This window comes from Oerskovia paurometabola (genome assembly GCF_016907365.1).
Taxonomy (GTDB): domain Bacteria; phylum Actinomycetota; class Actinomycetes; order Actinomycetales; family Cellulomonadaceae; genus Oerskovia; species Oerskovia paurometabola.
On record NZ_JAFBBV010000001.1, the window covers coordinates 1,508,675 to 1,531,041 of the forward strand.

At 73.4% G+C, this 22,367-nt stretch carries 25 protein-coding genes and 2 tRNA genes; 18 read left to right on the plus strand and 9 right to left on the minus strand.

Annotation, left to right across the window (positions count from 1 at the left end; genetic code table 11):
* The first annotated feature begins 52 nt into the window (after positions 1–52).
* The 3 genes from JOD48_RS06685 to JOD48_RS06695 all read left to right on the plus strand — a co-directional run bounded on the left by JOD48_RS06685 (position 53) and on the right by JOD48_RS06695 (position 1,528).
* Positions 53–1,153, plus strand: coding sequence for an aldose 1-epimerase (locus JOD48_RS06685; protein WP_204808185.1), 1,101 nt, complete (start codon positions 53–55; stop codon positions 1,151–1,153).
* A 61-nt stretch (positions 1,154–1,214) separates the two neighbouring features.
* Positions 1,215–1,288, plus strand: a tRNA-Met gene (locus JOD48_RS06690).
* 166 nt (positions 1,289–1,454) lie between these two features.
* Positions 1,455–1,528 (plus strand) — tRNA-Met (locus JOD48_RS06695).
* Between the two features lie 82 nt (positions 1,529–1,610).
* Here the strand turns inward: JOD48_RS06695 and JOD48_RS06700 are convergent.
* Complete coding sequence (locus JOD48_RS06700; RefSeq protein WP_307824014.1) at positions 1,611–2,327, minus strand: NADPH-dependent F420 reductase; 717 nt, start codon at positions 2,325–2,327, stop codon at positions 1,611–1,613.
* A gap of 18 nt (positions 2,328–2,345) precedes the next feature.
* On the opposite strand from JOD48_RS06700, the gene JOD48_RS06705 reads away from it, so the two are divergent.
* The 8 genes from JOD48_RS06705 to JOD48_RS06740 all read left to right on the plus strand — a co-directional run bounded on the left by JOD48_RS06705 (position 2,346) and on the right by JOD48_RS06740 (position 8,259).
* On the plus strand, positions 2,346–2,840 hold the full coding sequence (locus JOD48_RS06705) for a MarR family winged helix-turn-helix transcriptional regulator (RefSeq protein WP_191789353.1): 495 nt from the start codon (positions 2,346–2,348) through the stop codon (positions 2,838–2,840).
* Between the two features lie 175 nt (positions 2,841–3,015).
* Positions 3,016–3,870, plus strand: a complete 855-nt coding sequence (locus tag JOD48_RS06710; RefSeq protein ID WP_191789352.1) for an ABC transporter substrate-binding protein — start codon at positions 3,016–3,018, stop codon at positions 3,868–3,870.
* A 1-nt stretch (position 3,871) separates the two neighbouring features.
* Positions 3,872–4,810: an amino acid ABC transporter permease gene (locus tag JOD48_RS06715; RefSeq protein WP_204808187.1), complete on the plus strand. Its 939-nt coding sequence runs from the start codon at positions 3,872–3,874 to the stop codon at positions 4,808–4,810.
* Complete coding sequence (locus tag JOD48_RS06720; RefSeq protein ID WP_204808190.1) at positions 4,807–5,538, plus strand: amino acid ABC transporter ATP-binding protein; 732 nt, start codon at positions 4,807–4,809, stop codon at positions 5,536–5,538. Before JOD48_RS06715 ends, JOD48_RS06720 begins: the two co-directional genes overlap by 4 nt.
* A 92-nt stretch (positions 5,539–5,630) precedes the next feature.
* Positions 5,631–6,116 carry a dsRBD fold-containing protein gene (locus tag JOD48_RS06725; protein WP_191789349.1) on the plus strand — a complete coding sequence of 162 codons (486 nt, stop codon included), beginning with the start codon at positions 5,631–5,633 and terminating at the stop codon, positions 6,114–6,116.
* 114 nt (positions 6,117–6,230) lie between these two features.
* On the plus strand, positions 6,231–7,370 hold the full coding sequence (locus tag JOD48_RS06730) for a T6SS phospholipase effector Tle1-like catalytic domain-containing protein (protein WP_204808192.1): 1,140 nt from the start codon (positions 6,231–6,233) through the stop codon (positions 7,368–7,370).
* Positions 7,367–7,651: an acylphosphatase gene (locus tag JOD48_RS06735; RefSeq protein WP_204808194.1), complete on the plus strand. Its 285-nt coding sequence runs from the start codon at positions 7,367–7,369 to the stop codon at positions 7,649–7,651. The genes JOD48_RS06730 and JOD48_RS06735 overlap by 4 nt, the downstream gene beginning before the upstream one ends.
* A gap of 11 nt (positions 7,652–7,662) precedes the next feature.
* Complete coding sequence (locus tag JOD48_RS06740) at positions 7,663–8,259, plus strand: DsbA family protein (RefSeq protein WP_191789347.1); 597 nt, start codon at positions 7,663–7,665, stop codon at positions 8,257–8,259.
* On the opposite strand, the gene JOD48_RS06745 is transcribed toward JOD48_RS06740, so the two are convergent.
* Together JOD48_RS06745 and nhaA are read right to left on the minus strand one after the other, a co-directional pair.
* Positions 8,247–9,887 (minus strand): MFS transporter, encoded by a 1,641-nt coding sequence (locus JOD48_RS06745; protein WP_307824015.1) that lies wholly within the window; start codon positions 9,885–9,887, stop codon positions 8,247–8,249. The genes JOD48_RS06740 and JOD48_RS06745 overlap by 13 nt on opposite strands.
* Positions 9,888–10,016: 129 nt before the next feature.
* On the minus strand, positions 10,017–11,465 hold the full coding sequence (gene nhaA, locus JOD48_RS06750) for a Na+/H+ antiporter NhaA (RefSeq protein ID WP_204808196.1): 1,449 nt from the start codon (positions 11,463–11,465) through the stop codon (positions 10,017–10,019).
* 131 nt (positions 11,466–11,596) lie between these two features.
* On the opposite strand from nhaA, the gene JOD48_RS20120 reads away from it, so the two are divergent.
* Both JOD48_RS20120 and JOD48_RS06760 read left to right on the plus strand, forming a co-directional pair.
* Entirely contained in the window at positions 11,597–12,946 is a 1,350-nt protein-coding gene (locus JOD48_RS20120) for a molybdopterin molybdotransferase MoeA (RefSeq protein ID WP_307824016.1), read from the plus strand.
* Between the two features lie 29 nt (positions 12,947–12,975).
* A complete protein-coding gene (locus JOD48_RS06760) occupies positions 12,976–13,428 on the plus strand; it encodes a molybdenum cofactor biosynthesis protein MoaE (protein ID WP_204808198.1) in 453 nt (150 codons plus the stop codon).
* 18 nt (positions 13,429–13,446) lie between these two features.
* Here the strand turns inward: JOD48_RS06760 and JOD48_RS06765 are convergent, their stop codons facing one another.
* From JOD48_RS06765 to JOD48_RS06775, 3 genes are all read right to left on the minus strand, one after another.
* A complete protein-coding gene (locus tag JOD48_RS06765; protein ID WP_191789343.1) occupies positions 13,447–13,683 on the minus strand; it encodes a hypothetical protein in 237 nt (78 codons plus the stop codon).
* Positions 13,684–13,802: 119 nt separating this feature from the next.
* Complete coding sequence (gene moaA / locus JOD48_RS06770) at positions 13,803–14,969, minus strand: GTP 3',8-cyclase MoaA (protein WP_204808200.1); 1,167 nt, start codon at positions 14,967–14,969, stop codon at positions 13,803–13,805.
* Between the two features lie 69 nt (positions 14,970–15,038).
* A complete protein-coding gene (locus tag JOD48_RS06775; protein ID WP_307824017.1) occupies positions 15,039–15,449 on the minus strand; it encodes a winged helix-turn-helix transcriptional regulator in 411 nt (136 codons plus the stop codon).
* Positions 15,450–15,576: 127 nt separating this feature from the next.
* Between JOD48_RS06775 and JOD48_RS06780 the strand changes: the two genes are divergently transcribed.
* Together JOD48_RS06780 and JOD48_RS06785 are read left to right on the plus strand one after the other, a co-directional pair.
* Entirely contained in the window at positions 15,577–16,458 is an 882-nt protein-coding gene (locus tag JOD48_RS06780; protein ID WP_204808202.1) for an SDR family oxidoreductase, read from the plus strand.
* A 186-nt stretch (positions 16,459–16,644) separates the two neighbouring features.
* A complete protein-coding gene (locus JOD48_RS06785; RefSeq protein WP_239527343.1) occupies positions 16,645–17,613 on the plus strand; it encodes a VOC family protein in 969 nt (322 codons plus the stop codon).
* A 73-nt stretch (positions 17,614–17,686) separates the two neighbouring features.
* Here the strand turns inward: JOD48_RS06785 and JOD48_RS06790 are convergent, their stop codons facing one another.
* The 3 genes from JOD48_RS06790 to JOD48_RS06800 all read right to left on the minus strand — a co-directional run bounded on the left by JOD48_RS06790 (position 17,687) and on the right by JOD48_RS06800 (position 19,698).
* Complete coding sequence (locus JOD48_RS06790) at positions 17,687–18,286, minus strand: DUF4203 domain-containing protein (RefSeq protein WP_191789339.1); 600 nt, start codon at positions 18,284–18,286, stop codon at positions 17,687–17,689.
* Positions 18,287–18,310: 24 nt separating this feature from the next.
* Positions 18,311–18,706 (minus strand): universal stress protein, encoded by a 396-nt coding sequence (locus JOD48_RS06795; protein ID WP_191789338.1) that lies wholly within the window; start codon positions 18,704–18,706, stop codon positions 18,311–18,313.
* A 161-nt stretch (positions 18,707–18,867) separates the two neighbouring features.
* Positions 18,868–19,698, minus strand: coding sequence for an IclR family transcriptional regulator (locus JOD48_RS06800; RefSeq protein WP_204808204.1), 831 nt, complete (start codon positions 19,696–19,698; stop codon positions 18,868–18,870).
* Positions 19,699–19,771: 73 nt separating this feature from the next.
* Here JOD48_RS06800 and eda point away from each other — a divergent pair, with 73 nt between their 5' ends.
* The 3 genes from eda to JOD48_RS06815 all read left to right on the plus strand — a co-directional run bounded on the left by eda (position 19,772) and on the right by JOD48_RS06815 (position 22,201).
* A complete protein-coding gene (gene eda, locus JOD48_RS06805) occupies positions 19,772–20,470 on the plus strand; it encodes a bifunctional 4-hydroxy-2-oxoglutarate aldolase/2-dehydro-3-deoxy-phosphogluconate aldolase (RefSeq protein ID WP_204808206.1) in 699 nt (232 codons plus the stop codon).
* A 6-nt stretch (positions 20,471–20,476) separates the two neighbouring features.
* Entirely contained in the window at positions 20,477–21,592 is a 1,116-nt protein-coding gene (locus tag JOD48_RS06810) for a sugar kinase (RefSeq protein WP_204808208.1), read from the plus strand.
* 240 nt (positions 21,593–21,832) lie between these two features.
* Positions 21,833–22,201, plus strand: a complete 369-nt coding sequence (locus tag JOD48_RS06815) for a DUF8817 family protein (RefSeq protein WP_138825193.1) — start codon at positions 21,833–21,835, stop codon at positions 22,199–22,201.
* Positions 22,202–22,367: the final 166 nt, after the last annotated feature.

Below are 22,367 nucleotides of genomic sequence, written 5' to 3' on the forward strand. Positions count from 1 at the left end.
CACCACGACGACGGCTTGTCATTTCTGGTACATCAGACGAACATGGGGCCTCATGACCAGTGCAACCGTTTGCAGCAACGCTTACATCGTCGAGGGAACGCTCGGCGCACTGCCGACGGTCGCGCTCGTCCACCCCTCCGGAGCCGAGCTCGTCGTCGCGCTGCGCGGCGCGACGGTCCTCGCGTGGCGGGCTCCGTGGGCCCAGCCGTCCTCGGAGTCGCACGACGTCGTCGACCTCCTCGACGGGTACGCGACCGAGCGGGCTCTTCTCGCCCAGGACGCGACCCGGTCCGGCCTGATGTTCCCGTTCGCGAACCGCGTCGCGGGCGGCACCTACGTGTTCGACGGCGTCACGCACCACGTCCCGCCCGTCGCCCCGGGGGAGACCCAGACCATGCACGGGTTCGCGCGCGTGCTCGACTGGGAGGTCGTGCCAGAGGACGAGGGGGCCCTGCGTAGCACCGACGGCGTCGACGGCGCAGGTGCCCTCGACGGCACGAGCGGCCCGGGCGACGCCACCGAGGCGGGGCCCGTGGCCCTGACCCTCGCGACCGAGATCCGGGGCGCCGACCTCGCCGGGTACCCGTTCGACCTCGAGACCCGGATCCGCTTCGAGCTGACCGAGCGCACGCTCGACGTGACCTGGACCTACCGCAACCTCGGGCGGGACGCGGCGCCCGTCACGGCCGGCTGGCACCCGTACTTCCGCATCCCCGGCCACGACACGATCGACGGCCTGGAGCTGGACGTGCCCGCCCGTGCGACGGTCGCGACCGACGCGACGCTTCTTCCGCTCCACGGCGAGGCGGCCCGGGTGGTGCGTGACGCCGTCGGGCCGGTGGCTCTTGCCGGGACCTGTCTCGACACCGCGTTCACCGATCTCGTGACCGACGCGGACGGGCGTGCGAGGACGCGCGTCCTCGACCCGTCGACCGGCGCAGGCCTCGAGCTGTGGCAGGAGCGCGGCAACATGCACGTGTACACGGGCGACGGGCTCGACGAGCGGGCGCGGGCGTCGATCGCGCTCGAACCCGTCGAGAGCCTGACGAACGCGTTCAACCGCGAGGACTGCGAGCAGGACGTCCGGCTCGCGCCGGGGGAGGAGCGCGTGTTCCGCTTCGGGGTCGGGATCGTCGCCCCGCGCCGCTCCTGATCGGTGCCGCGGTGCCCGATTTGGCGCCCGGGCTCCTGTCCCGTAAGGTGGTGTTTACCGACGCGGGGTGGAGCAGCTCGGTAGCTCGCTGGGCTCATAACCCAGAGGTCGCAGGTTCAAATCCTGCCCCCGCTACAAAGGAAGGCCCGGTTCAGCAGGAATGCTGGACCGGGCCTTCGTCATTCCCGGGATGACCCGTGGAGAATGAACGCCGGACCCATGCGCCGTCCGCGTGTGACGTGCCCGACAGGTGCCCTGGTCACGGCAGGGGCGAAAGGTCGCGTAGAGTGGTGTTCACCGACGCGGGGTGGAGCAGCTCGGTAGCTCGCTGGGCTCATAACCCAGAGGTCGCAGGTTCAAATCCTGCCCCCGCTACAAAGGAAGGCCCGGTCCAGCAGACATGCTGGACCGGGCCTTCGTCATTCCCGGGCTGCGCACAGGGGCGCAGGGCGCCGCGTCAGTCGGCGAGCGTGAAGCCCGTGGTCCACTGGGTCGCGCCGGAGCCGGCGAGCGTCATCTGGACGAACCCGAGGGCTTCGAGCTCGCGGGCGCGCTTGAGCGACCCGGCGTCGACTCCCTTGAGGCCGCCTGCGCGGACGAGGTCGACGAGCGTGGCCTTGGCGTCGTTGTCGTCGCCCGCGACGAGCACGGTGGTCGACTGGTCGGCGACCTTGCCGCTCGCGAGGGTCGAGGCGAAGTTCGTGTTGAATGCCTTGACGACCGTGGCGGTCGGGGCGAGCGCGGCGATCTGGGCGGCGGCCGAGGAGTCGGCGGGCACGACGAGCGAGTCGAACGTCGCGAAGTCGACGGGGTTGGTCGGGTCGACGAGGACCTTGCCGTCGAGCCGGCCGGCGTACTGCGCGAGGACCTCGGGCACGGCGGGGTAGGGGAGCGCGAGGACCACGAGGTCGCCCGTGATCTCGTCACCCACGACGCCCGAGGTGAACGAGTCGCCCGAGCCGAGTGCTGCGGCCTTCTCGGCGTCGCGCGCCAGGACCTGGACCTGTGCGCCGGCGTCGAGTCCGATGCGTGCCACGCCTGCTGCGATGTTCCCTGCGCCGATGATCGTGATGCTGGTCATGAAGTCCTCCGGGGCTGCGACGCCGATACCGGACCGGCGTGATTGGTTGTTGATACAACTAACGTAGACCCGCTTAGTTGTCGTGTCAACCATTGCCGGTAGACTGGTCCCATGACCGACGACGTGCGATGGCTCTCCCCCCGCGAGCTGCGGACCTGGATGCGCCTCCAGGCCGTCTCCGAGCTCCTCCCCGGCGTGCTCGACGCCCAGCTCCAGCGCGACGCGCAGCTCACCCACTTCGAGTACCTCGTGCTCGCGATGCTCTCCGAGGCACCCGACCACACGCTGCGCATGACGGACCTCGCGCTCAAGACCAACGCGACCCTGCCGCGCCTGTCGCACGTGGTGAAGCGCCTCGAGGGTCGCGGCTACGTCGAGCGCTCGCCCTGCCCCGAGGACCGCCGGGCCACGCTCGCGGTCCTGACCGACGCCGGGTGGGACAAGGTCGTCGCGACGGCCCCCGGCCACGTCGGCACGGTCCGCGAGCACATCATCGACCGCCTCACCCCGGAGCAGGTCGACCAGCTCGACCAGATCGCGCGCTCGATCCTCGAGTCGCTCGACACCGAGGGGCGGCTCGACGCGCTCCACCTCCCCGAGGACTGAGTCGACGCAGGGGCGGCGCGACGGTGTGACGCGACCCACCGTCTCACCGTGCGCCACGCCCCTGTCTCACCGCATGGGACCGGCGTAGAGTCGTCCTCCGGTGAGTCCCGGCAGCGCGCGTCACCCGCGGCCGTCCGGAGCCGCCTCGTCACCCTCCTGACCCTGGAAGGTCCTCATGCGCCGCCTGAACGCCGTGCTGCCCGTCGCAGCCGTCTCGACCGCCCTGCTCCTCGCGGGCTGCTCCGCCGACGACTCCTCGAACGACGCCGGCTCGGCCGGCTCGACGCCCACGTGCGAGCCGGGCGCGCTGCCCACGCACACCGACGGCAAGCTGACCGTCGCCGCGGGCGAGGCGTACTCGCCCTGGTACATCGGCGAGCACGACAGCGGCGAGGGCTTCGAGTCCGCGCTCGTCTACGAGGTCGCCGACCGGCTCGGCTACGCCGAGGACGACGTCGAGTGGGAGCTCGTGACGTTCGAGCAGATCGTCAGCCCGAGCATCAAGGAGTTCGACTTCGCCGCGTGGCAGACGTCCATCTCGGACGAGCGGCGCAAGGCCGTCGACTTCTCGAGCCCCTACCTCACGACCCGCCAGGGCGTGATCGTGCAGGAGGCCGGCCCGTACGCCTCGGCCACGACGCTCGACGAGCTCAAGGACCTGCGGATCGGCGTCACGGCCGCCCAGACGAGCCTCACGCTCGCGAAGGCCGCGTTCGGCGACGACGCGAACATCGTCCCGTTCAACGGTGCGGGCGACGGCATGACGGCCCTGCAGTCGGGCACGATCGACGTCATGGTCATGGACGTCGACCAGGGCGTCGCGGCCTCGACCGAGTACTTCCCCGACTCCGTGGTCATCGGCACCCTGCCGGACCAGGGCACGGTCGAGCAGTACGGCCTGGTCCTGGACCTGGGCTCCGTGCTCACGGACTGCGTCTCGGCCGCGGTCGACTCGCTCGAGGAGGACGGCACGCTCGCCGAGCTGCGCACCACGTGGCTCAAGTCGGACGACATCCCCGAGCTGGGCTGAGGTGAGCGGGGGCGCTCCGGGCGTCGCACCGCCCGAGGACAGCAGGCCCGACGGCGGCGCTCACCCCGCGAGCGCGGGCTGGACCCCGTCTGCGCGCGCGGTGGCGAGGGACTCCTACCGGCGTGCGCGGCGCCGTCGGGCAGCGTGGGTGTCCACGCTCTCGACCGTGGTCGTGGTCGCGGTCCTGTACGTCGTGGTGACCACGGCCCCCGGGTGGGAGCGCACGCGCGACGCGTTCTTCTCCCCGGCCAGCGCGTGGGACTCGCTCCCCGCGATCGCCGAGGGCCTGTGGCTCAACCTGCGGGTGTGGGTCGTGGCGTCGGTCGTCGGGATGGTGCTCGGCATGGCGCTCGCCGTGATCCGCACGAGCCGCGTCCCGGCGCTGTTCCCGCTGCGCGCGTTCGCGGTCGCGTACGTCGACGTGTTCCGCGGCGTGCCGCTGCTGCTGGTCCTGCTGCTCGTCGGGTTCGGGCTGCCGGCGCTGCGCCTCGAGTGGTTGCCGACGTCGGGGGCGTTCCTCGGTGCGCTCGCGATCATCCTCACGTACACCGCGTACCTCGCCGAGGTGTTCCGGGCAGGGATCGAGTCGGTGCACCCGTCCCAGGTCTCGGCCGCGCGCTCGCTCGGGCTGACCCGCGCGCAGACGACCCGCAAGGTCGTGCTGCCGCAGGCCGTGCGGCACGTGACCGCGCCGCTCGCGAGCAACCTCGTCTCGCTCCAGAAGGACTCGGGGCTCATCTCGATCCTGGGCGCCGTGGACGCGATCCGGGCCGCGCAGATCGCGGCGTCGGGCAGCTACAACTTCACGCCCTACGTGGTGGCGGGCGTCCTCTTCCTGCTCGTCTCGATCCCGCTCACGCGCGTCGTCGACGTGTACTCGGCCCGCCAGGGCTGGCGCGGGTCGCTCGCGACCGTGAGCGGGGCGGGGGCCATCCGATGAGCCACCTGCTGTCCCTGCGCGGGATCCGCAAGTCGTACGGCGAGCGCCTCGTGCTCGACGAGATCGACCTCGACGTCGACGAGCACCGCTGCGTCGTGCTCGTCGGGGCGTCGGGCTCGGGCAAGTCGACGCTGCTGCGCGTCGTGAACCTCCTGGAGGAGATCGACGACGGCGAGATCCTGCTCGACGGGCAGGACGTCGCCGACCCGCGTCTCGACGCGAACGTCGTCCGGGCGCGCATGGGCCTGGTGTTCCAGTCCTACAACCTCTTCCCGCACATGAAGGTCATGGACAACGTGACCCTCGCCCCGCGCCTCGTGCACAAGCGGGGTCGCGCCGAGGCCGAGGCCGCGGCCGAGGCCATGCTGCGCCGGGTCGGCCTCGCGCACCGCATGACGGCCTACCCCGACCAGCTCAGCGGTGGAGAGCAGCAGCGGGCCGCGATCGCGCGCGCGCTCGTTTCCTCGCCCGAGCTCCTGCTGCTCGACGAGGTCACCTCGGCGCTCGACCCCGAGCTCGTGGGCGAGGTCCTCGACCTGCTCGCGGACCTGCGTGCCGAGGGCGTCACGATGCTCGTCGCGACCCACGAGATGGGCTTCGCGCGCGAGGTCGCCGACGAGGTCTGCTTCCTGCACCAGGGGCGCGTGCACGAGCGCGGCACGCCCGAGCAGGTCCTCGGCGACCCGCAGCGTGAGCGGACCCGGGAGTTCCTGCGCCGGCTGCGCTGACCGCGACTGGGCCAGCCACGGGGACGCCGCCCTTCCGTGCGCGCCGCGCGGCGCGCATCATGGAAGCAGGTTCCTCAGCGGGGAGGCGCGACATGTTGGCAGCGGTCGGAGACAGGATCATCCGGGCCTCGGGGGTCGTCGGCGGCGCGGTCCGCGACGGCATGGTCGTCGAGGTCCAGCACGAGGACGGCTCGCCGCCCTACCTGGTCGAGTGGGCCGACACGGGCGAACGGACGCTCGTCTACCCGGGGCCCGACACCATGGTCCGCGCCCCCGTCGAGGGCGCCGAGGCGCACGAGGTCGTCGTCCCGGTGCACGCGAAGTCCTGGCATGTCCAGGTGAGCCTCGTCGAGAGCGAGGGGCGCACGACGGCGGAGGCCATCCTGGTCGGCGACGTCCCGTCCGAGCTCCACGCCGTGGGCAGGGCCCGTAAGGACCCCGGTGACACGGAGATCGAGGCGATCGGCGACCACGTCGCGGCGGCCCGCGCGCTGCGCGCGCTCGCGGACCGGTTGCTCGGCATCGCGGAGACGGAGATCGAGGGCTCGACGGGCGTGCCCGCGCACGTGCACCACTGAGCGTGGGCTGCGGGGCTCTTCGTCCGCGCCCGTGGGCGACGCATCAGCAGGGGCCGCTGCGCGCTCCCTCCAGGTAGGCCCGCCGACGGCGACGGGAGGGTTCGAGGAGGAGCCATGAAGCGCCTGGTGCTCTGCTGCGACGGCACGTGGAACTCGCCGGTCCGTGCGAGCGTGTCGAACATCGAGAAGATCGCCCGGTCGGTCCACACGGGGATCGGGCCCGACGGGGTCCAGCAGATGGTGTTCTCGGTCGAGGGCGTCGGCGCCCGGGGCTACCGGGTCGACGCGCTGCTGGGCGGGGCGTTCGGCTACGGGCTCAGTCGCAACGTCGTCGCGGGCTACCGGGACCTCGCGCTCAACTACGAGCCCGACGACGAGGTCTACGTGTTCGGGTTCAGTCGCGGTGCGTACACCGCGCGCAGCGTGGCCGGGATGATCGCGAGCGTCGGCCTGCTCACGGCGGACGCGCTCGCCGACCGCGGCGCGGGCAACCTGCTGGCGGACGCCGAGTCGCTGTATCGCGACCACTCGCCCGGCAGGCGTGCCCGGGTCTCGCAGTTCCGCGAGAAGTACTGCTACCCCCAGGTGCCCATCACGTTCCTCGGGGTCTTCGACACCGTGGGGGCGTTGGGCGTCCCAGGGATCACCCGCCGCAGGAGCCGGTTCCACGACGTGCGCCTGTCGAGCATGGTGCAGTGCGCGCGTCAGGCACTGGCCATCGACGAACGGCGGCTCACGTTCGAGCCGTGCCTGTGGGACGTCCCGGCCGACGACGACCGGCCGGGCGGCGTCAAGCAGGTCTGGTTCCCGGGAGCGCACAGCGACGTGGGCGGTGGGAACGCCTCGCCCGGGCTGTCCGACGTCGCGACCCTGTGGATGATGGGCGAGGCCGCGGCGTGCGGGCTCACGTTCTACCCCGACCGGGTCCTCGCCCAGCTCGGCGACGACACCGAGCTCGTCGGCAGCTTCACGCCGCGGATGGCCTACCGCCTGCTCAACACGGCCAAGGGGTGGAAGCGCCGGCCACGGTTCAGGGGGACACGACGCCTGCTCGCCGGCGTGCCTCTCGACGAGGGGTACGTCGACGACGCGCGGCTCTCCGACCTCGCCCTCGCGCTCAGCGCCGACCCCACGTCCACCTACGCGGAGCACGCCGTGAACATCGCCTGGTGGAAGGACGCGGCGGGCAGCGACCTCGCCGTCGAGCCCGTCCCGACGCTCACGGACGTCCCCCGGCGGCTCGTGCTGACGTGACCGGCGCAGGCAGGGCAGGCGACGACCGGCCGCGGGACGGCCGCCGGGAGACCACGCTGCGCGTCGTCGTGCACGGGCACGTCCAGGGCGTCGGCTTCCGGTGGGCGACGACCCGCCAGGCCGCCGCGCTGGGGCTGGCGTGCGACGCGCAGAACCTCCCCGACGGGACCGTGCTCGTGACGGCGCGCGGCGAGGCCGCTGCCGTCGCGACGCTGCGGGACTGGCTCCGCGGCGGCCGGACGCCCGGAGAGGTGGCGCGCATCGACGAGGACCCGGTGTGATGCTGGGGGACATGACCTCGCCCGCAGAACGTCCTGATCCGACGACCCGCCCCGGAGCCGCGCTCGTGCCGCCCGACGCCCACGTCTTCGGCGCCCTCGACGCCCTCGTGACGATCGTCGAGTTCGGCGACTTCGAGTGCCCGTACTGCCACGACGCGGCCCCCGTCCTGCGGACGGTCGTCGAGGAGTCGGGCGGCCAGGTCCGGCTCGTCTTCCGTCACTTCCCGCTGTTCGAGGTCCATCCGTACGCGCTCACGGCGGCGCTCGCGGCCGAGGCGGCCGGGGCGCAGGGACGGTTCTGGGAGATGCACGACCTCCTGTTCGCGCACCAGGACAGGCTCGACGACGTCGGGCTCGCGCACTGGGCGCAGAAGCTGGGGCTGGACGGTGCGAGCGTCGTCGGTGACGCCGCACAGCAGCACGGTGACGCCGTCGAGCGCGACTACCTGGCCGGGACGGCGCTCGGTGTGCGGGGGACCCCCACGCTGTACGTCGAGGGCGTGCGGTACCGGGGCCGGGTGACCGAGGACGGCGTCCGGTCGGCCGTGGCCGCCGCGCTCGCGGACGCGGGACGGGCGGCGGGGCCGGCGACCGGTCAGGGCGCCTGAGCCGAGGGGGCGTCCGAGTCCTTCCTCGGGGCCGCCGGACCGCCCACGGGCGCGGTCGGTATCAGTCGCGCGAAGAACAGCGCCGTCAGCGCCACGAGGGCGAGCACCGCGAGGCTCGCCCGCAGGCCCGTGATGCGGGCGGCCTCGTTCTCCTCGGTCAGGGCGGCGATCTCCTCGGGCGGGAGCCCTGCGCTCGTGAGCGCCTCCTCGACCTGCGCGTCGGAGATGAACGGGACGCCGCCCGCGAGCTCGACCTGTGCCGTCGCGGCGATCTCGGCCCGCACCGCGGGGTTGTCGGCGACCCCGGTGAGGAAGGTCGCCGTGAGTCCCGCGATGAGGACCGAGCCTGCGAGCGCGGTCCCGAGCGACGCGCCCAGGTTGGTCAGGGTGTTCTGCAACCCGCCGACGTCGCCGCTCTCCTCGTCGGGCACGGCCGAGACGGTCACGGCCCCGAGCTGCGAGGCCAGCGCCCCGACGCCGAGCCCCGCGAGGGCGAGCGGGACCGTGACGACCTCGGGCCCGGCACCGACCTCGAGCCCGGCGAGCAGGCTCACGATGCCCGCGAGCAGCGCGGCCACGCCCCACCGCACGACCGTGCGGGGCGAGGCGCGCGGGAAGAAGCGCGGTATCCCCACCGCCGCGAGCAGGAGCGTCACGGACAGGGGCAGGAGGCGGATGCCGGTGTCGAGCGCGGAGAGCCCGAGGGCGACCGACAGGTACAGGGGGACCGTGAAGAACAGCCCCGCCTGGAGCATGAACTGGAAGAAGAACATCGTCAGCCCGCCGTTGAGCTGTGCGTTGCGCAGCATCTCGGGCCGCACGAGCGGTTCCTTGCCCGCGGCGACGACGCGGTGCTCCCACGCGAAGAACAGCCGCACGACCAGCATCCCGGCCAGGATCAGCCAGATGGTCGGGGACAGGCCGAGCCACGACGGCCCGCCCGGCCGGGTCTGGACCCAGCCCCACTCGCCCGAGCGCAGGACGCCGAACACCGCGATACCGAGGCCGACCGCGGACAGAGCCGCGCCGACCAGGTCGAGCCGGAACCGCGGCCCGAGCGGCGCGTCGGCGATCCGGCGCGTGAGCAGCAGGATCACCGCGACGATCACGACCTCGCCGACGAACACGTAGCGCCACGTCCAGTACGTCGTGACGAGCCCGCCCACGAGCGGCCCCGCGGCCACCGCGATGGCGCCCGCGGACGCGACCAGCCCGTAGGCGCGCGGCCGGTCGGGGGCCGCGAAGTTCGAGGCGACGAGCGCGACGATCGCGGGCATGATGAGCGCCGCGCCGATCCCCTCGAGCACCGACCAGCCGAGGATCAGCACCCCGAGGTTCGGCGCGAGGGCGGTCGTGAAGGAACCGCACGCGTAGATGATGCACCCGAGCACGAATGCCCGACGGCGCCCGATCAGCCCGCCGACCTTGCCGCCCGGGATCATGAGCGTGGCCATGACGAGCGTGTAGAGCGTGATGGCGGTCTGGATGCCCGTGACCGTGGTGCCCACGTCCTGCGCGACCTGCGCGATCGACACGTTCATGACCGAGCTGTCGAGCGTCATGACGAACTGGCCCGAGGCGAGCGTCAGCAGGACGACGCCCGTGGCGCGCTCAGCGGTTCGAGCCACGGTCTGCTCCGGTGCTGCACGAGCCCATGGTCGCCCCCGGTCGTCTGCGTCGCGGCGGCGGGTCGTCGGCGGCCCGCCGTGAGTCTCAGTGTGTCGCCCGGGGGGCGGACGGGCCACCGCACGACCTGCCTACTCCTCGGCGTCCTCGACCGCCTCGGGTGCGCGCCACGGCCGCGGGGGCAGCCCGGGCGGCGGTCCCGTGGACTCGGGCGAGCACAGGGGGAGCCGCTCGCCCAGGATGCGCAGCGTCACGGACCCGGCGACGGCCGCGACCAGCGACCCCGCGAGGATCCCGATCTTGGCCTGCTCGACGAGTGCCTCGTCGTCGAACGCGAGCTCGGCGATGAACAGGGAGATGGTGAACCCGATGCCTGCGAGCATCGCGCCGCCCAGCAGGTGCGAGTAGCGCACCCGGCCGGGCAGGTCGCCCAGGTTCAGCCGCAGGGCCAGGGCCGAGGCGCCGAAGATCCCGACGGCGTTGCCCACCACGAGCGCGACCGCGACGCCGATCGTCAGCCGCGACGTCATCGCGGCCGACAGCGACTCGGCGTCGAGCTGCACGCCCGCGTTCGCCAGGCCGAAGACGGGCACGACGACGTAGGCGCTCCACGGGTGCAGGACACGCTGGAGCCGGTCGCTCGCGGGCACTGCCGCGCGTGCGGCGAGCTCGGTCAGGTGCTCGCGCTCCGCCGTCGTCTCCTCGCGCAGACGCTGGGCGTACCCCGGGACGTCGTCGACCTGGTCGGGACGGGCCCGGCGGGAGGGGACGAGCAGCCCGACCAGGACGCCCGCGAGCGTCGCGTGCACGCCCGAGGAGTAGACGGCGAGCCACAGCGCGACGCCCACGCCCACGTAGGGCGCGAGGCGCCAGACGCCGAGCCAGCGCAGCACGAGCATGCCTGCGACGAGGACCCCCGCGATCGCGAGACCGGGCAGCCACACGCCGTCGTTGTAGAAGACGGCCATGACCGTGATGGCGCCGATGTCGTCGACGACCGCGAGCGTCAGCAGGAACAGCCGGAGCCGGTCGGGGCAGCGCGGGCCGAACAGCGCGAGGACCCCCACGAGGAACGCCGTGTCGGTCGACATGACGACGCCCCAGCCGTGCTGCGCGTCGGTGCCCGCGTTGAACGCCAGGTAGACGAGCGCGGGCACCAGGAGCCCGCCCAGGGCACCGAGCGCCGGGACCGCGACCGTCCGCCGGTTGCGCAGCTCACCGCTCGTGACCTCGCGGTTGATCTCGAGGCCGATCACGAGGAAGAAGACCGCCATCGCGGCGTCGTTGACCCAGTGGTGCAGGTCCATGTCGAGCGACCAGCCGCCCAGGTGGATTCCGGCCGTCGTGGCCCACAGATCGTCGTACGACGCGGACCAGGGCGAGTTCGCCCACACGAGCGCGACCACGGTCGCGGCGAGCAGCAGCGCCGCGCCGCCCGCCTCGGTCGCGAGGAACTGCCGGACCGCGGGCGCGACCGGTCTCACGGGGAAGCGCAGCGGTGGCCCCGGCCGTTGCTCGAGCGTCGGGAGGAGCGGACGCCCGCCGGGCTGCGCCGGCGGGACCGGGGGAGTGGACGTCACCGCTCCAAGGTCGCAGCGCGCGGCGCACGACGCAACCGTCGGACGGGCGCGCCCGCGGCCCGCGGATCGTGACAGGCTGGGACCTGTGGCCGCCGGGCGGGCGGCCCGCCCGGGCGTGGTGAGGAGCAGACGTGACGGCAGAGCAGGCAGCGTGGACCGGAGAGGCGAGAAGCGGCCCGACGGCGCCGCCCACCGTCGTGCCGCCCGCACCCGGGGCGCGGCACCAGCAGGCCGCGGGTGCCCGCCGCGTGAGCGTCGAGCAGCACCGCCGCGAGGTCGAGGCGCTGCTCCGACCGGCGCTCGCGGCTCGGGGCGTCGAGCGCGTGGCGCTGGTCGACGCGCTCGACCGGGTGCTCGCGGCGGACCTGTCCGCCCCCGTCGACCAGCCTGCGTTCCGCAGCTCGCAGATGGACGGCTACGCGGTGCGGTCCGCGGACGTCGACGGTGCCTCGGGAGCCTCGCCCGTCGTGCTGCCCGTCGTGGCCGAGATCCCCGCGGGTCCTGGCACGCCGGCGGTCCTCGCCCCGGGGACGGCGGCCCGGATCATGACCGGTGCCGTCGTGCCGGAGGGGAGCGACGCCGTCGTGCCCGTGGAGGACACCGACGCGGAGCGGTTCGGCGCGCACACGACCGAGACCCCGCGCGGGGCCGTCGGGACGGACGTCGGGGTGCTGGCGTCGCGCGGCCCGGGCGAGTTCGTGCGAGACGTCGGGACAGACGTGCGCGGTGGAGACCGGGTGCTCGCCGCGGGCACGCTGCTCGGGCCGCAGCACCTGGCCGCCGCGGCGTCGTGCGGCGTGGGCGTGCTCGAGGTCCGGGCGCGGGTGCGCGTCGCGGTCGTCTCGACCGGCACCGAGGTCGTCGAGCCGGGCGAAGCCGCCGCGACCGGCCAGGTGTACGACGCGAACCTGCCCGGGCTCGTGGCCGCCGCCCGACGCGCCGGGGCCGACGTCGTGCTCACGGGGCGCACCGGCGACGACCCGCGCGAGCTGGCCGCTCTCCTGGCACGGGCCGCCGAGGTGGCGGACCTGGTCCTCACGTCGGGCGGCGTGAGCCAGGGCGCCTACGAGGTCGTCAAGGACACCCTGGGGGACGGCGTGACGTTCCGGTCGGTCGCGATGCAGCCGGGCGGCCCGCAGGGGTTCGGGACCCACCACGGGACCCCGATCCTCACCTTCCCCGGCAACCCCGTGAGCGCCCAGGTCTCGTTCGCGGTCTTCGCGCGTCCCGTCCTCGAGCGCGCGGCGGGGCTCCCCGACCGGGAGGACGAGACGCGCACCGTGACAGCGGCGATCGACTCCCCGGCGGCCAAGCAGCAGATGCTGCGAGGACGGACGGTGCCCGGTGGCGCGGTCGAGGTCGTCGGCGGCGCGGGGTCGCACCTCGTGGCGACCATGGCGGCCGCCGACGTGCTGATCGAGGTGCCCGAGGGCGTGGTCCGGGTCGAGGAGGGCGAGAGCGTGCGGGTGGTACGGCTGTGAGCGGTGCTCCGAGAGCAGAGGACGAGACGATGACGGCCGACGACCAGCAGCCCCCGACCACCCCGGGCGACGTGTCGCGCGTGACGCGCGACGTGCTCGACGACGCCGTGGTGCGATCCGTGGAAGGTGCGGTGTACTCGCGCGAGTACGGCGCCGTCGTGACCTTCCGCGGTGTCGTGCGCGACGTCGACGGCGGGCGCGACGTCACTGGCCTCGACTACGAGGCGCACCCCGACGCTACCGAGGTGCTCCGGCGCTGCTGCGCGGCGGTGTCCGCCGAGACGGGACTGCGCGTCGCGGCCGTGCACCGCTACGGCGTGCTGACGATCGGGGACGTGGCGCTCGTCGCGAGCGTCGCCTCGGGGCACCGGGCCGAGGCGTTCGCGGCGTGCTCGCTCCTCGTCGAGCGCATCAAGGCCGAGGTGCCGATCTGGAAGCGGCAGCACTTCACCGACGGCGACTCGGAGTGGGTCGGGCTGTAGAGGTGGCCGGGCCCAGGGTCAGTCGCGCGGGTTGTCCTTGAGGAGACCGAATCCGATGCCGACGAGCGCCCCCAGGATCAGACCGGGCCCGGCGAGCAGGGACGTGCCCACCGTGACGCCGATCAGGGTGCCGAGGACGGTGCTCGGGCCCGCCGTCAGACGGCTCGGACCCGGCCGGTGGACGGGGAGCGAGTCGGCTCGTGGAGCGGGCTCGTCGGAGGTACGGCTGTCGTGAGGAAGGTCGAGGAGGGCCACCCCTCCATGGTAGGTCTCGGGGTGCTTCCAGGCGCGGGATCCTGCGGCTCGTGCGGCTGCACGGAGGATGATCTTGGACACGTCGCCCGGGCTCGGTGCAGAACGTGTCAGCAGCTCCGTCAGCCCCCGATCGCGCCCATGCTGCGCTCGGTGCGTGCGAAGGCCTCGGGATCGTCTGCCGGGCCGCCGACCGCCCGTGTGTCGGGGGCGCCACGGTCGAGGCCGTGCGCGAACGGCTTGGCCCACATGGCACCCTGCCAGGCGGCGACGATCGCGGCGTCGGTGGCTGCGTCGTCGGGTCGGACGTCGGGTCCGGCGCCGGGGACCTCGCCGGGCGAGCCCGCGGCCCGGCCGGACCGCAGGAGCGAGCGCAGGTCCACCTCCTCGTTCCCGAACAGGCAGGAGCGCACGGTGCCCTCCGCGGTCAGGCGCGTGCGGTCGCAGTCGCCGCAGAACGAGCGCGTGACCGACGCGATGATCCCGACGGTCGCGGGTCCGCCGTCGACGGCCCACTCCTCGGCCGGGGCCGACGGGTCCTCGCGCCCCACCGGGGTCAGGGAGAAGCGCACACCCAGGACGTCGAGCAGCCGCTCGGCCGAGACGAGCTGGTCGCGGGCCCAGTTCTGGTCGGCGTCGAGGGGCATCTGCTCGATGAAGCGCAGGCGGCACCCGTGCTCGACGGCCCACGCGAGCAGGTCGGTCGCGCCCGCGAGGGTCTCGGGCATGAGGACCGCGTTGAGCTTGACGGGGGACAGGCCTGCGTCGAGCGCGGCCCGGATGCCCGCGAGCACCTGCGGGAGCCGGTCGCGGCGCGTGAGCTCGGCGAAGTGCGTGCGGTCGACCGTGTCGAGCGAGACGTTGACGCGGTCGAGCCCGGCCTCGACGAGCTCGCCGACGCGCTTGTCGAGGCCGATCGCGTTCGTCGTCATCGAGATCCGGACGCCGGGGGCCGCCGCGCGCGTGCGCCGGACGATCTCGGCGAGGTCGGGGCGCATGAGGGGCTCGCCGCCCGTGAAGCGCACGTCGCGGATCCCGAGCCGGTAGCCGATCCCGACGAGCCGTCCGATCTCGCTCGGCGTCAGCAGGTCGTCGCGGGGGATCGCGGGGAGTCCCTCGGCGGGCATGCAGTAGGTGCAGCGCAGCGAGCACTTCTCCGTGACGGACACGCGCAGGTCGTGGGCGACGCGCCCGTAGCGGTCGACGAGCGCCTCGGTGTCCGGGCGCCCCAGGGTGCTCGGCGCCCCGGTCGGGCGCACGCGCGGGAGCCCGAGGGCGACGGCGGTCATGCTCGCGAGTCTACGCAGCGGTGGGCGGCGGGGCGGGGTCTGCCCAGCGCGACGGACGCGTGCCGACGGTCAACGCGCGGCCCGGGCGTCGTACGCCTCCTGTGCGGCGGCGACCTGGGGGACCGCCGCTTCGAGCACGTCCAGGAGGCCGACGAGCTTGTCGGCCACGACCTGCCCGAGCTCGGTGAGCGAGTACTCGACGTGCGGGGGGATGGTCGCGCGGACCTCGCGCACGACCAGTCCGTCGCGCTCGAGCCCCTGGAGCGTCTGGGCGAGCATCTTCTCGCTCACGCCGTCGATGCGTCGGCGCAGGGCGTTGAAGCGGACGGCCCCGTCGCGCAGGCCGGCGACGGTCAGGACGCCCCAGCGGCCCGTCACGGTCTCGAGCGCGTGGCGGGACGTGCAGCCGCGCTGGAACACGTCGGCGATCATCTCGTCGGACGGTCCCGTGGTGTCGAGGGCGGCGTGGAGGTCGGTCACGAGGCCAGCCTAGCGCGCAGGCCGATCGTGAGCGCTGTGACTTAGAACGCACTGCTGAATAGATTGCACTGACGAAAAGTTAGTGCCAGGCTGTCGCGGTACCCACCACCCCCTCAGGAGGACCCCCATGATCGCCGTCACCGCCGCCACCGGACACCTCGGACACCTCGTCGTCGACTCGCTGCTCGAGCGCGGTGTTGCCCCCGAGCGGATCGTCGCCGCCGTCCGCACCCCGGCCAAGGCCGCCGACCTCGCCGAGCGCGGCGTCGTCGTCCGCGAGGCCGACTACTCGCGCCCCGAGACCTTGACGACGGCGCTCGACGGGGTCGACGTGCTTCTGCTGGTCTCCGGCTCCGAGGTCGGGCAGCGTGTCCAGCAGCACGCCAACGTGGTCGAGGCCGCCAAGGCCGCAGGTGTCCTCCACCTCGTCTACACGAGCGCACCGCGGGCCACGACGTCTGCGCTGGTCCTCGCTCCCGAGCACAAGGCCACCGAGGAGATCATCGCGGCCTCGGGGATGCCCGCCACGATCCTGCGCAACGGCTGGTACACCGAGAACTACCTCGGAGTGGTCGAGCAGGCGCGCGAGACCGGAGTGGTGCTCGGCAGCGTCGGCGAGGGGCTCGTCGCCTCGGCGAGCCGCAAGGACTACGCCGAGGCAGCGGCCGTCGTCCTCGCGGCGGCCGACGCCGACCCGGCCTTCGAGGGAGGCGTCCACGAGCTCTCGGGCGACGTCGCGTGGGACCACCCGTTCCTCGCGGCGACCATCGGTGAGATCGTCGGTCGCGAGGTCGTCTACCAGGACGTGACCCCCGAGGTGCACACCCAGGCCCTGCTCGACGCGGGCCTCGACGAGGGGACCGCAGGCTTCGTGGTCGCGCTCGACGGCAACACGCGTGACGGTCTGCTCGCGGCGACGTCGGACGAGCTGTCGCGGCTCATCGGGCGCCCGACGACGCCGCTCGCCGAGGGTCTGCGGGCTGCGGTGGGCGTGACGTCGGCCGCGTGACGACTGACTCCCGGTGAGTGCGTGGTTGTGCTGCGACATGCCGGGCGTGTCGCAGCACAACCACGCACTCACCGGCACTCGCCGCCGACCGGCAGGTGCCGGGAACACCTCAGGCTTCCTTTTGGTTGAAGCATCAACTATTCTGGGACCCAAGAGGTCGGGACCCGGCCCTGGACGGAGGACACCATGACTGACCGCACGACGAGCCTTCCCGGCGCCGACGCCACCGGCTTCGCGACCAAGGACCTGCTCTCGGCCGACACCTCGATGGACGCCGTGACGCTGCACGTCGCCGACCTCGACCTGATGACCCGCTACTACCGCGACGCGCTCTCCCTGGCCGTGCTGACGCCGTCGGACGCCCTGCTCGCGTCGATCCCCGGCGCCGGGACCGGCTCGCGCGACGAGACCGTCGTCCTCGGACGCGGCGCGACGCCGCTCGTGGTCCTGCGCCGCGGCAAGGACCTGCCGCGCGCACGCCGCGGCGAGGCGGGCCTGTTCCACACGGCCCTGCTGTTCGACGACGCTCCCGCGCTCGCCGCGGCCGTCGCCTCGGTCGCGCGCACCGCGCCCAGCACGTTCGTCGGCAGCGGCGACCACCTGGTGTCCGAGGCGTTCTACTTCACCGACCCGGAGGGCAACGGCGTCGAGCTCTACCACGACCGCCCGCGCGAGACCTGGACCTGGCAGGACGGCCAGGTCGCGATGGACACGCTCTACATCGACCCCAACGCGTTCATGCAGCAGCACCTCACGGACGAGGCGCTCGAGCGCGCCCTCTCGACCGACGTCGTCGGGCCGGACGACGCCGTGGTGGGCCACGTGCACCTCCAGGTGGGCGACATCCCCACGGCCCGTGAGTTCTACGTCGACACGCTGGGCTTCGAGGCCACGGCCTCGCTGCCCAGCGCGCTGTTCGTCTCGGCGGGCGGGTACCACCACCACATGGCCATGAACACGTGGAACAGCCAGGGGGCCGGTCCGCGCGCCTCGACGCTGGGCCTGGGGCAGGTGGCCATCTCGGTGCCCTCCGAGGACGACGTGACTGCGCTCGTCGACCGGCTGACCCGGCGCGGGGTCCAGATGCGTCACGACGGCGCGACGCTGCGGTTCGACGACCCGTGGAAGAACCTCATCGAGGTCGCGGTGCGCTAGCCCGCCCGGCCTCGACCGCTGAGTGCGGAGTACTTGTCGTCAGCAGGCCGTCTCGGCAGCAGCTGCTCCGCACTCAGCGCTTCGAGGGCTGCTCGTCGCGGTCGATGCCCAGGCGCTTGGCGAACAGCCGTCGCTGGACGAGCCAGCCGGCGAGCGCCAGCGCGGCCCACGCGAGGAACGACACGACCTGCTCCCAGCCCGGTGACGGGTCGCGCAGGAATCCCAGGGGGTCGGGGGCCACGCGCGCGAGGCCGCCGAGCACGATGCCCGCACCGCCGATCGTCGTGAGCCACAGCAGCGCCCTTCGCCGGTACCTGTCCGCGAGGAAGCCGCAGGCCGCCGCGACCGCGATGACGATGATCGCCGCGAGGACCCAGTTCCCCGAGTCGCCCGAGACCGTGCCGTAGAGCTTGGCGCCGATCACGGCGCCGGTCACGATCCCGATGAAGAACGCCGCGAGCTTGAACACGAACGCGACCGCGATCCACGCGACGAGCGCGCCCAGGACCCCGACCAGCAGCGCGGTCGACTGGCTCGCGCCGAACAGGTCGCCGAGCATCCAGCCGAGGCCGAACCCTGACGCGATGACCGCGAGGTGGACCGACCCGACGCCCAGGAAGCACAGGAGCAGGCCGACGGCGACGATGACGAGACCAGCGACGACCGGGTCCATGGGGACCTCCTGGCGTGAGGTGGGCTAGTGCTTGGCCTTGATGACGAGCACGGGGGCGTGGGCGTCGAGCAGGACGCGCTGGGTGGTGCTGCCGAGGAGGAACTTGCCGACGGGGGAGCGCTTGCGCGAGCCGATCACGACGAGGCTCGCGGCGAGGCGCTCGGCCTCGTCGAGGATCGCGACGGGCGGGTCCACGCGGGCCTCGCGGTAGGTGACGGTCGCGGCCGGGGTGCCGGGGGGCAGGGCGTCGAGGAGGTGGGCGAGGTCCGGCGGGAGGGGCGGGTCGTCCTGCGGAGGTCCCTCGAGGGGGGTGAGCACGAAGACGGCGAGGGGAAGTGCTCGGCGGAGCGCCTCGGCGGCTCCGGCTCGCAGTGCCGCCTCACCCTGTGGCGAGTCGTTGTAGGCCACAAGTACGGTCATCGCCGCGGTGCTCCTCGTTCGTCGTGCCCGGGTCGACGGGCAGATCGCGTGTGCTCTGAACTCTCTCACACCGCACGGGGCCGCGCAGCGAACGCAGGAGCGCGTCGTGGGGCGCGGTGCCCGACGCCGCCGCCCGCCGTCGGCGTCCTGGCGCGACCGGGTCAGGGGCCCGGGTTCGTGAGGTCGGCGGGCAGGCTCAGCGAGGCGGGGAGCAGGGGGCGGGCGACGGTGTCGATCGTCCGGGCGAGCTCGACGTGACGGCTCGCGTCCATGCGGTCCGCCGGGGCGGTCACCGACAGTGCCGCGACGGCCTGCCCGGCGCGCAGGAGGGGGACCGCGAGGCAGCTGATGCCGGGTTCGTTCTCCTCGGTCTCGGTCGCGTAGCCGCGCTCACGGGTCGCGCCCAGAGTGGCCCACAGCGCGTCGTCGGTCACGGGGCTCGCGTCGCCCGCCGCGGCGGTGTACCAGCCCATCGCGGACCGGTCGGTCGCGCGGAACGCGAGCAGGGCGCGGCCGAGCGCGGTGGTGGCTGCGGGGCGGCGGCGTCCGATCGCGGACCACACGCGGACGGCTCGCGCGGGCTCGACCTTGTCGAGGTAGACGATCTCCGGCCCGGACAGCACGCCCAGGTGGATGAGCTCGCCCGACGCCTCGCACACCGCGGTGAGCGCCGGGGTCAGCAGGGCTGGCAGGTGCTCCTCGCCGAGGAAGACGTTCCCGAGCGCGGTCGCGGCAGGTCCGAGGCGGTAGCTGCCCGTCGCGGGATCCTGCTCGGCGTAGCCGCGGTAGCGCAGTGCGGCGAGGGTGCGGTGCAGCGAGGTCTTGTTCAGGCCGAGGTCCGTCGCGAGGGTGCCCAGCGGGGTGCCGTGCGGTCCGGCGACCGCGAGGCGCTCGAGCGCGAGCAGCGCCTTGTCGACCGAGCCGAGGGGGCTGGTGGCCGGTGCGGGCCCGGCCTCGGGAGCGTCCGTCTCGGCGGGCGGCCGGACTACCACGGGCTGGGGCCGTTCGCGTAGAGTGATTTCGCATTCCAGAACATCCGTTCACTATAACGAAACGCGAGGCCCCATGTCACCCGCAGCGCCCCCGACCGACCTCCACGAGCTCTTCGCCAGGGTCCGGGTCGTCCCCGTGGTCGTCGTGGAGGACGAGGCCCAGGCGCTCGCCCTCGGCGCCGCCCTGCTCGACGGCGGCCTGCCCATCGCCGAGATCACCTTCCGCACCGCCGGTGCACGCGCCGCGATCGCCGCCGTCACGCGCGAGCTCCCCGAGCTCGTGACCGGTGCCGGGACCGTCATCAACGCCGAGCAGGTCGACCAGGCCGTCGACGCCGGCGCCCGCTTCGTCGTCTCGCCCGGCCTGAGCGCCGACGTCGTGCGCCGCGCCCAGCACCACGGCCTGCCGATCTTCCCGGGGGTCGCGACGCCGTCGGACATCATGGCCGCCCTCGCCCTGGGGCTCGACGTCGTGAAGTTCTTCCCCGCCGGGATCAACGGTGGTGTGCCCGCGATCAAGGCCCTGTCCGCGCCTTTCCCCGGGCTGCGCTTCGTCCCCACGGGCGGCGTGAGCGCCGCGAACGCGACCGAGTACCTCGCGGTGCCCTCGGTCCTCGCGGTGGGCGGCTCGTGGATGGTCGAGAAGGCCCTCGTCGAGGCGGGCGACTTCGCCGAGGTCACGCGCCGCTCCGCACAGGCCGTCGCGCTCGCGGCGCCTGCGGTGTCCGCAGCCCCCGCCGCCACCTCCGCCTCCGCTGCCGCAGGAAAGTGAGCTGACATGACCGACACGACACAGGCCCCCCTGGACCTCCGCCCGGCCGCGGACTGCACCTACGACGTCGTCGCCCTCGGCGAGGTCATGCTCCGCCTCGACCCGGGCGAGCGGCGCATCAAGACCACGCGCTCGTTCGACGCCTGGGAGGGCGGCGGCGAGTACAACGTCGCGCGCGGCCTGCGCCGCTGCTTCGGCCTGCGTGGCGCGATCGTCACGGCGCTCGCGGACAACGAGGTCGGCCGGCTGGTCGAGGACCTCATGCTCACGGGCGGCCTCGACACGAGCTACGTCCAGTGGGTGCCCTACGACGGGATCGGCCGCACGGTCCGCAACGGCCTCAACTTCACCGAGCGCGGCTTCGGCGTGCGCGGCGCCGTGGGCGTGAGCGACCGCGGCAACACCGCGATCGCGCAGATGCGGCCCGGGGACGTGGACTGGGACGAGCTGTTCGGGCGCGGCGTGCGCTGGCTCCACACGGGCGGCATCTTCGCTGCGCTCTCCGAGTCGTCGGCGGACGTCGCCGAGGCCGCGATGAAGGCCGCGCGCAAGCACGGCACGATCGTGTCCTACGACCTCAACTACCGGCCGTCGCTGTGGCAGGGCATCGGCGGCCCGGCGCGTGCCCAGGAGGTCAACCGCCACCTCGCGCAGTACGTCGACGTCATGATCGGCAACGAGGAGGACTTCACCGCGAGCCTCGGGTTCGAGATCGAGGGCGTCGACGAGAACCTGACCGACCTCGACACCGCAGCGTTCCGGGCCATGATCGAGACCGCGGCGGCCGCCTACCCGAACTTCCAGGTCATCGGCACGACGCTGCGCGCCGTGCACTCCGCGACCCGCAACGACTGGGGCGCCATCGCGTGGTCCCGCGTCCAGGGGTTCGCCGAGGCCACGCACCGCGCGGGCCTCGAGATCCTCGACCGCGTAGGCGGCGGCGACTCGTTCGCCTCGGGCCTCGCGTACGGGCTCATGGAGCTCGGCTCGATCCAGGAGGCCGTCGAGTACGGCGCCGCGCACGGTGCCATCGCGATGACCACGCCGGGCGACACGTCGACGGCGTCGCTCGCCGAGGTCCGCAAGCTCGCCTCGGGCGGGAGCGCGCGCGTCCAGCGCTGAGTCGCCCGCCGAGATGCGGCGAACGGGGGTCCAGAGACGTTCCGGACCCCCGTTCGCCGCGTCTCGGCACGGCTTGCGACCGGCAGTCGTCCGCCCTGCGCCCGGTCCGCACCTCCTGGCGGCGCGCCGGGCGGCATCCCGCGCGCAGGCCACACGTCGCGGCTAGGGTGGACGAGGACGGACAGATCGGACACAGCCCGTCGGCAGCCCCCGCGGCCCGACGAGTGCGAGGAGGCACACGTGGTGCAGCGTGGTGAGGTCCCGCTGGGCCGCCTCCCACGGCGCACCGTCGACGCGCCGGCCGACATCGCCCGGGCCGTCGAGCACGCACGCATCCTGCGCGGAGCGGGCGATCCCACGGGCGCTGCCCGCGTCCTCGACCGAGCCTTCGACGCCGAGGGCGTGCGGACCCGGACCGTGTCCGAGCGCCTGCGCTTCCGGGCCCTCGTCCTGCGGGCTGACCTCGCGCTCCAGCTGCACGACGACGTCGCGGCCGCCCGGTTCCTCGCCGGCGCCGAGTCGCTGCCCCTGCTCGCGGACGCCCTCGCAGCGCTCGACGACGACCTGCACCTCGCCGAGGAGCTGCGCGAGCGCCTCGACGCCGACTGACCCGCCCCGCGCCCGCCGCCGTCAGGGTTGCGTCAACACCCGCCCGAGCCCCGTCAAGAACCCGTCAACGCCGACCTCCCGGCACCCGCCCAGGCCCTAGACCTGAGGTGTGCGCAGGAGCTGCGCACCGGCATCGCGCCTTCGCGTCGACCCCGGGCAACCGCCC